This window comes from Pollutimonas subterranea, assembly GCF_002849655.1.
Taxonomy (GTDB): domain Bacteria; phylum Pseudomonadota; class Gammaproteobacteria; order Burkholderiales; family Burkholderiaceae_B; genus Pollutimonas; species Pollutimonas subterranea.
The window spans coordinates 181,993-195,142 of sequence record NZ_PDNW01000003.1 but is presented as its reverse complement, the minus strand read 5'-3'; the positions used below and the strand labels follow the sequence as shown (position 1 = coordinate 195,142).

The 13,150-nt window shown below is 58.2% G+C and carries 12 protein-coding genes; 8 read left to right on the top strand and 4 right to left on the bottom strand.

Going from position 1 to position 13,150, the window contains the following annotated elements; all coding sequences use genetic code 11:
- The first annotated feature begins 25 nt into the window (after positions 1-25).
- From CR159_RS05235 to CR159_RS05200, 8 genes are all read left to right on the top strand, one after another.
- Positions 26-1,513, top strand: coding sequence for a sensor domain-containing diguanylate cyclase (locus CR159_RS05235; protein WP_233208179.1), 1,488 nt, complete (start codon positions 26-28; stop codon positions 1,511-1,513).
- A gap of 131 nt (positions 1,514-1,644) precedes the next feature.
- The gene (locus tag CR159_RS05230; RefSeq protein ID WP_102072945.1) at positions 1,645-2,166 is read left to right on the top strand and encodes a hypothetical protein; all 522 of its coding nucleotides are present in this window, start codon (positions 1,645-1,647) and stop codon (positions 2,164-2,166) included.
- Positions 2,167-2,422: 256 nt separating this feature from the next.
- The gene (gene xth / locus CR159_RS05225) at positions 2,423-3,226 is read left to right on the top strand and encodes an exodeoxyribonuclease III (RefSeq protein WP_102072944.1); all 804 of its coding nucleotides are present in this window, start codon (positions 2,423-2,425) and stop codon (positions 3,224-3,226) included.
- Between the two features lie 138 nt (positions 3,227-3,364).
- Entirely contained in the window at positions 3,365-3,982 is a 618-nt protein-coding gene (locus CR159_RS05220; RefSeq protein ID WP_102072943.1) for a class I SAM-dependent methyltransferase, read from the top strand.
- 12 nt (positions 3,983-3,994) lie between these two features.
- Positions 3,995-4,324: a hypothetical protein gene (locus tag CR159_RS05215; RefSeq protein ID WP_199173241.1), complete on the top strand. Its 330-nt coding sequence runs from the start codon at positions 3,995-3,997 to the stop codon at positions 4,322-4,324.
- Between the two features lie 127 nt (positions 4,325-4,451).
- Positions 4,452-5,087 (top strand): guanylate kinase, encoded by a 636-nt coding sequence (gene gmk, locus CR159_RS05210; RefSeq protein WP_102073071.1) that lies wholly within the window; start codon positions 4,452-4,454, stop codon positions 5,085-5,087.
- A gap of 35 nt (positions 5,088-5,122) precedes the next feature.
- Positions 5,123-5,326 (top strand): DNA-directed RNA polymerase subunit omega, encoded by a 204-nt coding sequence (gene rpoZ / locus CR159_RS05205; RefSeq protein WP_102069566.1) that lies wholly within the window; start codon positions 5,123-5,125, stop codon positions 5,324-5,326.
- A 16-nt stretch (positions 5,327-5,342) separates the two neighbouring features.
- Positions 5,343-7,610, top strand: coding sequence for a RelA/SpoT family protein (locus tag CR159_RS05200; RefSeq protein ID WP_102072942.1), 2,268 nt, complete (start codon positions 5,343-5,345; stop codon positions 7,608-7,610).
- On the opposite strand, the gene CR159_RS05195 is transcribed toward CR159_RS05200, so the two are convergent.
- Genes CR159_RS05195 through CR159_RS05180 form a run of 4 tightly spaced genes read right to left on the bottom strand, consistent with a single transcriptional unit; the run spans position 7,600 to position 13,123 of the window.
- Positions 7,600-7,950 carry an AzlD domain-containing protein gene (locus tag CR159_RS05195; protein WP_102072941.1) on the bottom strand — a complete coding sequence of 117 codons (351 nt, stop codon included), beginning with the start codon at positions 7,948-7,950 and terminating at the stop codon, positions 7,600-7,602. The genes CR159_RS05200 and CR159_RS05195 overlap by 11 nt on opposite strands.
- A complete protein-coding gene (locus CR159_RS05190) occupies positions 7,947-8,639 on the bottom strand; it encodes an AzlC family ABC transporter permease (protein ID WP_102072940.1) in 693 nt (230 codons plus the stop codon). The genes CR159_RS05195 and CR159_RS05190 overlap by 4 nt, the downstream gene beginning before the upstream one ends.
- Positions 8,640-8,645: 6 nt before the next feature.
- A complete protein-coding gene (locus CR159_RS05185) occupies positions 8,646-9,485 on the bottom strand; it encodes a M23 family metallopeptidase (RefSeq protein ID WP_102072939.1) in 840 nt (279 codons plus the stop codon).
- Complete coding sequence (locus CR159_RS05180) at positions 9,482-13,123, bottom strand: hydantoinase B/oxoprolinase family protein (protein WP_102072938.1); 3,642 nt, start codon at positions 13,121-13,123, stop codon at positions 9,482-9,484. The genes CR159_RS05185 and CR159_RS05180 overlap by 4 nt, the downstream gene beginning before the upstream one ends.
- Between the last annotated feature and the right edge of the window lie 27 nt (positions 13,124-13,150).

Genomic DNA, 13,150 nt, shown 5'->3' with positions numbered 1-13,150 from the left:
CATAATCACCGGTATTCGCTACCCCATGCATCCACGTTCCAGTCACGGCATTCCGTCTACCGCCATGGGCGCCCACATCTCGGACTTCTTCGATTTGGCGCCGTCGTCCATGTGGCTGGAGGACTATAGCGGAATCCATGAGCTGTTTGAATCCTGGCGCTCCGCAGGCGTAACCGAGCTTGGCGGCTTTTTAAGAGAAGATCCGCGCCGCGTCGCCATGTGTTCGGCCGGCATAAAAATATTGCGCGTCAATCAGCACACCCTGACGCTTTACGCGGCCGAGTCATTCGACGCCCTTTCCCTGCGCCTGGACGAGGTCTTCCGCGACGACATGTTCGAAGCCTATATCGAAGAGCTCGAGCAATTATGGTCGGGACTATCCGCGTTTCAGAGCAAAAGCGTCAACTATTCACTGGATGGCCGGCGTATTGATATCTTGCTGAAAGGCGCGATCTTGCAAGACCACGAGAAACGGTGGGACCGCGTGCTGGTAGTTGTCGATGACATCACCGAGCTTGAAGACGCACGGCGGCGCGCCAGCGCCAGTGAACAATACGCCAGAGGCGTATTTGAGCAAGCGCCTGTTTCGCTTTGGGTGGAGGATTTCAGCGCTATCAAGGACTTGTTGACCGATATCCGTAATCAGGGGATCACGGATTTCCGAACGTTCACCGACGTTCATCCAGAATTTGTCGAGCGTTGCATGAGCGAGATCCGGGTATTGGACGTCAACCGATATACGCTCGAAATGTTCAAGGCTGCTGATAAAACCGACTTGCTGGGCCGCCTGCCTGAAATATTCCGTGACGAAATGATGCCCCACTTCCGCGCGCAGTTGCTGGATCTTTGGGACGGGCGCCTCTTCCAGCAGCGCGAGGTCGTCAACTACGCACTGGATGCCAGTACATTACACATTCATTTGCAGCTGTCCGTATTTCCCGGATATGAACAGGACTGGGGACGCGTGCTGCTTGCACTGACAGACATCACGGCACGCAAGAGGGCCGAAGCCTATCTGGAATACCTTGGCACGCACGATGTCTTGACCAAACTGAAAAATCGGTCGTTCTACGTGGACGAACTGAAACGCCTCACGCGCAGAGGGCCTGTTCCGATCACGGCGATTATCATCGATCTGAACAATTTGAAAGAGACCAACGATACCCTTGGCCATTCCGGGGGCGATGCCTTGCTGCGTCGCACCGGAGAGGTGCTCGCCAAAGCGGTAGACCACCTCTCGCAGGCTGCTCGTATTGGAGGCGACGAGTTCGCCGTGCTGTTGTCGTCCACCGATGAACGCGCGGGTGAACTCATGCTGGACCATATTAAGCAACTCATAAAACTCAATAACCAGTTCTATCCGGGACCGCCTCTCAGCTTTTCAATGGGCATGGCCACCTGCTACGAGAGCTCACAGCTGGGGGATGCGCTGCGGGATGCGGATCTGCAAATGTATGAGAACAAGCGCGCCTATTACCTGAAGAACGGCTTGGACAGGCGAATGGCCTCATGACTACGGGCGTCCGGCGCTTGAATTTGCGGGCTGCTCGGAATATAGTGTTAGCGAGTATTACGTAGTGGTGAAGAAGTACGTTCCTTACTTTTCAGCTAGGGCCGGCCTGCCCGGCTCTTCAAGGAGCCGCCATGAACATCCAATCGCTAAATCTCATTGTCGACCTGAACAACGATGGCCGTTACAGCGTCTGGGAGCTATGGGAAGCCATCAAGCTCGTCTACCGACTGCCCGGCAATCTACTTGTCGAGGGCATGGGGCATGTCCCCCCGGTCGCATCCCTGTTTCGTATAGAGGCTACGCCGGTCAACGGCTATGACAGCCTGGACGGACTGCTGTCCGTCACGCTGTCACTCATATTCTGGGTCATCGTGGTATTCGGCATACTGACACTGCTCTCACCAAGTGTCGACAGCGGCGACGAAACTCTGGATGTCGACCCCGACAATGCGCACAACAGTTATCGATCCTACAGCGCCGGATCCACCGCCATGGCGGGCAACGCAAGGGTTGCCAACGACGCCGTCCAGGCTACCGCAAAACGCCATCATCATCCCGTCAGCCGGCCGGTCTACGCCGCTCCCGGCAGGAAACCGAAACGCCACCCCTGGCATCATCTTACGGCTACCCTGTTCAGGCACGTCAAGCCCTGATGCACCGCGTACTGGAGGGCCTACTTATCCACACAATCCGTGGATAACCCTAGGGATAACCCTGGTCATTGTCGCAAAAACGTAATGATTTCACGGGCGCGAGGTTCCGTGCGCAAGGAATGACAAGAAAGCTCCAACCGGCATTGGTACCCTCTGGGACGATGGTATCCTGTCGCCTGTGCGCACGCGCCTCCACCGCCCGAGTGAGAGGCCACGCATCCCCCAAAGCCGCATGGAACAAGGCCCAACATAAAACATGAAACTCGCGACCTGGAATGTGAACTCCCTTAAAGTACGTCTGCCGCAAGTGCTGGATTGGCTGGCCGCCAATCCAGTCGAGGCGCTATGCCTGCAGGAGCTGAAGCTTTCCAATGAAAACTTTCCGCTGGATGCCTTTACCGAGATCGGCTATCAGGCTCATTGGGCAGGACAGAAAACCTATAACGGCGTGGCGGTCATCAGTCGTACGGCTTGCACAGACGTGCAACGGAACCTTCCCGCTTACGAAGACCACCAGCAACGCATCATCGCGACCACGCTGGATAGCGCAATAGGCGATATCCGCGTGATCAGCGCATATTGTCCGAATGGACAGTCAGTGGGCAGCGACAAGTACGAATACAAGCTGGCCTGGTTCAAGGCGCTGCACGTGTGGTTGCAGGATGAACTCAAGCGCTATCCGCGGCTGGCTATTCTGGGAGACTACAACGTAGCGCCTAAAGACGAAGACGTCCATGATCCTTCAAAATGGGTCGGAGACGTATTGGTTTCGGAGCCGGAACGGGCCGCGTTCAATGCTTTGCTGGATCTCGGATTCACCGACGCCTTCCGCGAATTCGAGCAGGATGAGAAGTCGTTTACATGGTGGGATTATCGTCGCTTCGCTTTTCGCCGCAACGCGGGACTGCGCATCGATCACGTCTTGCTGTCCAAGGAACTGAAACCTTATTGCGCTGCTTGCGTGATCGACAAGGCGCCACGTTCGAATGAACAGCCATCCGACCATACACCCGTTATTGCAACACTGGACTTCGGCACCGCCCCGTCCCTGGTTTCTTGACCCAAAAGAATAAAAGACTGCTACATTGGCGCGCTTTCACCTATTTTGTTGTTTCAGCACGGAATCGCCATTAACATTTCGACATTGTGTTTGGCGTACCAGCTGTTAACGTGGCCCGACTTGGATAAGACAGGTTTTATGATGCTTCGAGTTCTACAGTTGGGCCGCGCCCAGCGTGTTTTGCAATACTTCAAAAATATCGCCCCAGGTCTATTTCTTCAAGAGCTACTTAACCGGCCAGGCGCCATCGGCGCCATCTGTCCCAGTTCGCGTTATCTGGCACGACAAATGGCGCGCCAGATCCCGGGTTCCGGAGACGGCATTATCATTGAACTCGGCGGCGGTACCGGCGTGATTACCCGCGCCTTGCTGGATTCCGGCATAGCACCGGAAAAGCTTAAGGTGATCGAGTTCTCCAGCCCGTTCGTACAAAGACTGCGGCAGCGCTTTCCTGACGTTGAAGTCATACACGGCAATGCCGCCGACCTATGCGACCTTATTCCGCAGGACACCAAAGTACGCGCCATTGTCTCCAGCCTTCCCTTGTGCTCGCTGCCTGAGCCGATCACGCATTCCATATTGGAGCAGTGGCGTACGTTGCTGCACGATGGTGGCGTTGCCATTCAATTCACGTACAATCTGCGCCTGCCGAAGTGGCGCCGCCTTGTGAATGCCCGGCACACCTCATCCCAGTTCGTTTGGGCCAATCTGCCACCGGCCAACATCACTACGTTTTCATTCAGTCAGCCAAGCTGACACTCCCTGCCCATGAATGCCCTCAGTCATATTATCGAAGTGCTGGAACACGGCCTGGTGCTGGACGTGACCATTGAAGAGCTGCAATTTCGCGCCTACGTCGTCGTCAGCGAACCGGACATCGACCGGGTGGCCGACTTCGTTCCCAAGGAACAGTTCGAACAGGATGGCGACGTACATGTAGCTGCTATCTACGAAGAGCAGGACGCTCGCGAACAGGTCCAGGACATCACATTCAATATGAACCCGGGCGATGCCGCTGTGTTTCTTTGCGTCAACCCAGCCGCTTACCTCGCTGCACTCGAAGAATTGGGACAAGCCGCGGCGGAACCCGCAGATTGAACAGTCAGCGGAATTGACCGGCGGCCGGGCTATTTTGTAAAGAAATAGCCCGGAACACGCCTTGACGCCCAACTTCCTTCGCGGGATTTGCTATCCTTGCGTCTCGCAATTGTTACTGATGCTAAACATGCCTTCCTACTCCGGCAATATATTCATGATCGTGGCGCCTAGCGGGGCCGGCAAATCAAGCCTGGTCAACGCCCTATTGGCCGAAGATCCCAGCCTGATCCTGTCCATTTCCTGCACGACACGCGCGCCCCGGCCGGGCGAGCAAGCCAACAAGCACTATCGATTCGTCAGTACTGACGATTTTCTGGCCTTGCGCGACGATCGCGCCTTGCTGGAATGGGCTGAAGTCCACGGCAACTTTTACGGCACTCCTCGTGACAGGATCGACACGGCGCTTGCCCAGGGCGAAGATGTTCTGCTCGAGATCGATTGGCAAGGCGCGCGCCAGGTTCGTGAGCATTATCCCCACGCAATAGGCATTTTCATTCTGCCGCCTTCGATTGAGGCGCTGGAGTCCAGATTGACGCATCGCGGGCAGGATGTCCCGCATGTTATATCGCGTCGGTTGTTGGCTGCGGGAAGCGAGATGTCGCACGCGTCAGAGTGTCAATATGTTATTATTAATCAAGAATTTAGCACTGCATTATTGCAACTCGGGCAAATTGTGGCGGCTACCCGCCTGCGATATGGCACGCAGGCTGCCCGTAACGCAGAACTCTTTTCACAGTTGGGCATTAGCAAGACCCTTGCCTGACACTCCTCAATCCCCCCTCGTTTCATAGGTTTACCATGGCCCGTATTACTGTCGAAGACTGTCTGGATAAAATCCCCAACCGCTTTAACCTGACTCTGGCCGCCACCTATCGTGCCCGTGAACTGGCACAGGGCCACGAGCCCCGTATCGATAGCAAAGACAAGCCCACGGTGACCGCTTTGCGTGAAATTGCTGCCGGCGTTACCGGCGTGGAAATGCTGCGCAAAGTCCCAACCTAATCCACGGGTGTAGTTCATGGCGTTTACCAGTCTTCGTGGTGCTTCATCGGGCCTTCTGGCCGTCCTCAAGAAGGGTTCACGCCTGCGGCGCGGCAAGCCTCGAAAACCGCCAGCGCCGCTGGGTACCGACAGCGCACCCAACACGATTGCCTCGCTGGCTCCGCTTACGCAGGTTATCAGCCACTACCTGAGCCAAAAAGACGTCGAGCGGGTGAAAGAGGCCTATCGGTTTGCCGACCAGGCTCACTTGGGCCAGTTCCGCGCCAGCGGCGAACCCTACATCTCGCATCCTATTGCCGTAACCGAAATCTGTGCGGGCTGGAAGCTCGACGCCGACTCGCTCATGGCAGCGTTGCTGCATGATGTCATCGAAGACCAGGGCGTTCCCAAACAGGAACTTGCCGAGAAATTCGGCGCCGACGTGTCCGAGATCGTGGACGGCCTGTCCAAGCTCGATCGCCTCGAATTCGCCACCAAGGCCGAACAGCAGGCAGAAAGCTTTCGCAAAATGCTTCTCGCCATGGCCCGCGACGTACGGGTCATACTGATCAAGCTGGCCGACCGCCTGCACAACATGCGCACACTGGGCGCGGTCAGTTCCGAAAAGCGCCGCCGCATTGCGCGTGAAACGCTGGACATCTACACGCCCATCGCGCATCGTCTCGGACTCAACGCCCTGTTCCGGGAGCTCCAGGATCTCTGTTTCCAGGCTGTCTATCCGAATCGCTACCAGGTGCTGCACAAGGCGATGATGTCAGCACGCGGCAACCGGCGTGAGGTGCTCGGAAAGATTTCCGACGCGGTTCGCGTGGCGCTGCCGGCGGCCGGCATCGAAGCCGAGGTCAGCGGCCGGGAAAAGTCGCTCTACAGCATCTATACGAAAATGACCGAGCAGAAGAAGTCGTTTTCCGAGGTGCTCGACATCTACGGTTTCCGGGTCATCGTCCATACACTGCCCGAATGCTACCTTGCCCTGGGTACCTTGCACCAGCTGTACCGTCCCGTTCCAGGCAAGTTCAAAGACTATATCGCCATACCCAAGATCAATGGCTATCAGTCGCTGCACACCACATTGGTGGGCCCCTACGGCACACCGGTTGAGTTCCAGTTCCGCACGCGCGACATGGATCACGTGGCCGAAGAAGGCGTGGCGTCGCACTGGCTTTACAAAGAAGACAACGTTACGCTGAACGATCTCCAGAAGCGCACCCACCAATGGCTGCAGTCGCTTCTTGACATCCAGAGCCAGACTGGCGACTCGGGCGAATTTCTTGAACACGTAAAGGTAGACCTCTTCCCCGATGCAGTCTACGTGTTCACGCCCCAAGGCAAGATTCTTTCCCTGCCCCGGGGCGCTACCCCGGTCGACTTTGCCTACACCATACACACCGACATCGGCAACCAGGCTGTTGCCTCGAAAATCAATGGCGAATTCGCGCCCCTGCGCACCGAACTGAAAAGCGGGGACGCGGTCGAGATCGTCACATCGCCCGCGTCGCGGCCCAGCGCACAATGGCTCAATTACGTACGCACCGGGCGCGCCCGGTCCGAGATCCGCCATTACCTGCGTACGGTCAAGCTTGAAGAATCGGTCGCCTTCGGTCAACGTCTATTGAATCAGGCCTTCGATCAACTGCATTTACCTCATCCGGCTGACGACGACCCCGAATGGGAGAAACTGGCGAAAAGTTCCGGCGCCGCATCGCGCGAAGAAATCCTCGCCGATATCGGACTGGGAAAACGACTGGCCGCCGTAGTGGCCCGACGCTTCGCGCCCGAGAACGCCCTGCTGGCCACTACCGCGGCGGCCTTCGATGAGCTTTCCTCGGCCACCAACGCGCCGATACTTATCCATGGCAACGAGGGTCAGGCTGTTCAGCTGGCGCCTTGCTGCGGACCGCTGCCCGGCGACGCCATCGTCGGGGGCATCCGCCTGGGCCATGGTCTCGTCGTGCACATGGAAGAGTGCGCGGTCGCGCAACGCCAGCGCGCACGCGAGCCTGAACGCTGGATTCCTGTCTTGTGGGATACCAATACGGCCAGGCACCTGACCACCCGGCTTGACGTCACCGTGGTCAATGAGCGCGGTGTGCTGGGCAGGATGGCTGCGGAAATCACCGAAGCCGACTCGAATATCCTGCACCTCACCATGCAGGACGATGCGGCAGCCAACGGGATTCTGCATCTGACGGTGCAAGTCGATAGCCGCAAGCACTTGGCGCAGGTCATACGTGCCATACGGCATGTCCCTCAAGTGCAGAAAATTGTACGCGTCAAAGGGTGACGGAAAGCAGCCACAGGGTCGTGCCGTAGGCCAATACGCCGCCCAGCGTTGCCGAGGCGATACTGCCCAGCGTCTTTTTTCCCACGAGCACGCCCAGCAAACCCATTATGACAGGCAAGATACCTTCGGTTGAAGGTTGCGCAGCCACCATGCCCCATAGCGATACCGACAGCAAGGCAACAATGGCCGCAGGGCCTATTGCTTCCAGGACATTGCGCAATAGCGGCCGGCTGCGGCTTTTTTTAGCGCCCTTTTGTTGCCACAACATAGGCAGCAGCCGGATCAGCAGTGTGCCTGCGCCGGCGGCCACAATCACCAGGACGAGCGTCGATCCGGTCATTTCAGGCCTTCGCGATGCCGCAGGCCCAATAGCGCGCCAGTCAGCATTCCAGCGATGATCGCGCCGTAGGACGGCAATACAAACGAGGCAGCCACCGTCGCCAGCGCAGCACCGACCAACAGGTAATACGGCACAAGTTGCCGGATCTCGAGCAACAGAGCAAAAAAGAGCGCCGGCAGTACAAACCCCATTGCTTGCGCCAATAGCGGGGACCCCTGCAGCAGGTCATGGCCGAAGAATGCGCCGATTGCCGTCCCCCCGACCCAGGACAGATAGGCGCCCAGTTGCAAACCGGCATACCAATGCTCACGTTCGGGCGCCGGCTGCCGATTCAGCTTGCTTATTGCTGTCGCAAACACCTCATCAGTCAGGCCGGCGGCCATCAGAAGAATGGGCAGCCGCCGGGGAGCGTCGTGAAATTTGCCCATCAGGACAGGACCATAGAAGCAATGCCGCAAATTCATCAACAATACAATGCCCACGATGCTGAGGGCCGTGCTGCCGCTGGCCACCAGGCTCACCAAGATGAACTGGCTGGCTCCCGCGTAGACGAGAATAGAGATGAGAACCGCCATCCAGGGAGCGATATCCGCATAGACAGCGGTCAGTCCGAATGAAATCGCCACCGGGACATAACCGGCGGCGATCGACAGGCTATCGAACAGACCTCGAAAAAACGCGGATTTCATCGGGCATCAAGGCTTGAATGCATTAATGAATATGGCCGGGTCGACCCGCGCATTGTTCAGGCTCACGTTCCAGTGCAAATGCGGCCCGGTGGCGCGGCCGGTGGCTCCCACCTTCCCTATGGACTGGCCACGCGTCACCGTATCGCCAGCCTTCACCTGGAAAGACGACAAGTGACAATACATCGTGATGAAACCCTGGCCGTGGTCGACGAATACCGTTTTCCCGTTGAAAAAATAGTCGGCGACGATGGTGACGACTCCATCGGCAGGCGCTTTGATTGGCGTGCCGAGCCCTACGGCAAAGTCGAGGCCTGAATGGGCATTGCGCTCTTCGCCGTTAAAGAAACGCCGTAGTCCGAAGGGACTGGACAAACGACCGTCCACCGGTTTATCGAGCATTACATTGCTGGGAATGACTTCACGGAAACTGGCATAAGCAGCAATCTGCTCTTTGTATTCGCGCTCGTACCGGCGGGTTTGTTCCGGGTCAGGATTGACCTGGCTTTTATTCTTCAACTTTATATGTTGTTCCTTGTAGCTTTTGCTCCCGACCACGAACGCGGGTTGTTGCACGCCTGGCGCACCATCCACCTTCAGGACCTGCCGGCCCGCCGTCGTTTTCAGGTCAATACCGACGACGGCAATCCACTGGCCGTCGCTGTCACGCAGCACCATCACCCGATTATCATCGTGGTAGGCTCGAGGCATCTGTGACGAGTCGCCCAGCGGCACGACTGCCACGCCGCCGGGCACAGGATGATTCAACATGCGGCTGATATAGCCTTGAGCACCCGCTGAAAGCGGGAACAGCAAGGCGGCCGCAACGAGCAAGGTGTATCGCGTCATGAAGCCTCCTTCGGGCCATAACCGCCGCCTCCCGGCGTCTCAATGACGAACACATCGCCCGGTAACAGCTCGGCACTATCCTGCGGTCCGAGATCGGTACGGGTGCCGTCGGCGCGGTCAATGTAGTTTGCACCCAGAGACCCGACGGCGCCACCGGCCAAGCCAAAAGGCGGGTAGATGCGGTTGTTCGAGAGAATGGCCGCAGTCATGGGTTCAAGAAAGCGTACCCTGCGTATGCCGCCATCGCCGCCGTTCCAGCGCCCTTCCCCGCCGGAGCCAGGGCGTATCTCGTAGGATTCGAGCCTGACAGGAAAGCGCAGTTCAAGCACTTCGGGATCGGTCAGCCGGGAATTTGTCATGTGTGCCTGTACCACCGATGTGCCATGAAAGCCGCCCGCATCTTCAAAAGGAACGCCGATACGCTCCGGACCCGCACCCGTGCCGCCCGACACGGTTTCATAGTATTGATGACGCTGATTGCCGAAGGTGAAATTGTTCATGCTTCCCTGGCTGGCAGCCAGCACGCCGAGCGCACCGTACAAGGCATTGACGATACACATCGAGGTTTCCACGTTACCCGCCACGACCGCGGCGGGCGGATTCGGGCGCAACATGGATCCTTGCGGAACAATGATCTCGATCGGTTTGAGGCAACCCGCATTCAAGGGAATGTCATCATCGACCAGCGTGCGGAATACATACAAGACTGCCGCAACGGCGATGGATGCCGGCGCATTGAAGTTATTGTCCAGTTGCGCCGATGTGCCGGTGAAGTCGACCACGGCGCTGCGGTCCTCGTGCCTGACGGTGATCGCCACCCGTATATGCGCGCCATTATCCAACGCGTAATCGAATTGCCCATCGCGCAAATGGGTAATCACCTTGCGCACGGCCTCTTCGGCATTGTCCTGCACGTGCTGCATGTAGGCGGCCACCACGTCCAGGCCGAACTGATCGCACATGTTCAGCAGCTCACGCACCCCTTTCTCGTTGGCGGCGATCTGCGCCCGCATATCGGCGAGATTCTGATCGGGATTCCGCGCAGGCCACTTGCCGGAACCCAATATTGCACGGGCTTCGGCTTCACGGAAGACGCCATTGCCGACCAGCTGGAAGTTGGTGAACAACACGCCTTCGTCTTCAACGGTCTTGGAGTTTGGCGGCATGGAACCCGGCGTGAGGCCTCCAATGTCGGCATGGTGTCCACGCGAACCCACAAAAAACAATATCCGGTCGCCCGCCCGGTCAAATACCGGCGTTATCACCGTGACGTCAGGCAGATGGGTCCCGCCATGATAGGGGTCGTTGACGACATAGGCATCGCCGGGCTGCATGCGCCCCTCATTTTCCCGCATGACAGTCTTGATCGATTCGCTCATGGACCCAAGATGGACGGGCATGTGCGGGGCATTGGCGATGAGATTGCCTTGTACGTCGAAGATGGCACATGAAAAATCCAGCCGCTCTTTGATATTGACGGAATAGGCGGTATTTTGCAGGCGCACCCCCATCTGGTCGGCAATGGACATGAACAGATTGTTGAACACTTCGAGCATGATGGGGTTGACTTGCGAGCTCACCTCCATTTGACCGGTCAAGGGGCGAAGCCTCACAAGATTCCAGTGATTCTGGCTGGTTAAGCGCGCCTGCCATTCCGGCTCGATGACCAGGGTCTGGTTGGGCTCCGATATGATCGCTGGTCCCTCGATGACGTCGTCGGCCTGCAGCTCGGCGCGATCATAGACAGGCGTGTCCCGCCATTGCCCGCCGCTGAACATGGGCCGTGTCGCCCGCGGCTGTGCATCCCCTTTGCGCAACGCCAGCGGTGCCGGCGGTTCGTCGATCTGGTCGCCCGCCAGGCTGGCTTCCACCGATATCGACTCAACCACCAGGCTTCTGCCCGGCATCAGGAATGAATAGCGTTTACGGTACGAACGCTCGAATTCCGCCTGCATATCAGCCACCGCCTCGGATAGCCGCACATCCAGCGCCGTGTCAGTGCCTTCGTATTTCAGATGTACACGGCATGTGCTCTGCAGGGACAAGTCGCTGCCATGCTGCTCACCCAGGCCCTGCGTAGCCTGTTCGATCAACTGCTCGCAATACCCCTGCAGAACCGGCAGAAGCTCCGGCTCGAGGACACGCTCGACGGTCTGCTGGCGAATCTCGATTTGATCGGCCAGGCCCATGCCATACGCCGACAACACGCCTCCGTACGGGTGCGAGAAGATGCGCGTCATTCCCAGGGCATCGGCCACCAGGCAAGCGTGCTGGCCGCCGGCGCCACCAAATACCGTCAAGGCATAGGTAGTGACGTCATGGCCTTGCTGAACAGAGATGCGCTTGATGGCTTCAGCCATATTGCCCACCGCAATGGCAAGGAAACCTTCGGCCAGCACCTCGGCGCTTATGTCCTGTCCCGTGGCGTCGGCAACCGCTGCGGCCATTGCTCGAAACTGTTCGCGCACGGTTGCCGCATCAAGGGCCTCGTTCGCGCGCGGACCGAATACTTGGGGGAAGAAGTCGGGCTGGATCTTCCCCAACATGACATTGCAGTCGGTGACGGCCAATGGTCCGCCGCGACGATAGCAAGCTGGTCCAGGGTTGGCGCCCGCGGAATCCGGGCCAACCCGCAAGCGGGCACCATCGAAATGCAGGATAGAGCCGCCGCCGGCAGCCACCGTGTTGATGCTCATCATGGGCGCCCGCATTCGGACGCCGGCGACCTGCGTCTCGAACTCGCGCTCGAATTCGCCCGCGTAGTGTGAGACGTCCGTCGACGTGCCGCCCATGTCGAAACCAATGACTTTATCGAAGCCCGCACGCTCGCTGGTGCGTGCCATGCCAACGATACCGCCGGCCGGACCGGAAAGGATGGCATCCTTGCCGCGGAAACTGCCGGCATGCGTCAGGCCGCCGCTGGACTGCATGAACAGCAGCGGAACACCCGGCAACTCGGATGAAACCTGCTGGACATAGCGTTGCAGTATGGGCGACAGGTAGGCGTCGACCACGGTAGTGTCGCCGCGCGACACAAACTTGATGAGCGGGCTGACTTCATGCGATACCGATACCTGGGTGAAACCCATATTGCGCGCCAACTTGGCGACGATCACCTCATGGTCGCTTCGCAGCCAGGCATGCATCAAAACCACGGCGATCGTGCGCACCCCATCGGCATAGACAGCGGCAAGTTGGGATTCAAGCGCCGCCACATCGAGTGCCTTGAGTACGTGGCCCTGGGCATCCAGACGCTCATCGACCTCGATGACGCTTTCATACAGGAGTTCGGGCAATACGATATGGCGATCGAAAAGCCGCGGACGGTTCTGGTAGGCAATCCGCAAGGCATCGCGGAAACCGCGAGTCGTCACCAATACCGTGCGTTCGCCCTTGCGTTCCAACAACGCGTTGGTGGCTACGGTTGTGCCCATCTTGACACACTCGACCTGCTCTACCGGCACCTTCTGGCCGGACTCTACATTGAGGAGCCGTTTTATGCCGGCGACCGCCGCGTCGGGATACTGCTCCGGGTTTTCGGATAACAACTTGCACGTCAGAATGTTCCGGTCGGGGGTGACCGCAACAATGTCCGTGAATGTGCCGCCACGATCCACCCAGAATTGCCACTTCTTCATGCATGCTCCGATTGCCAGACTATGCGG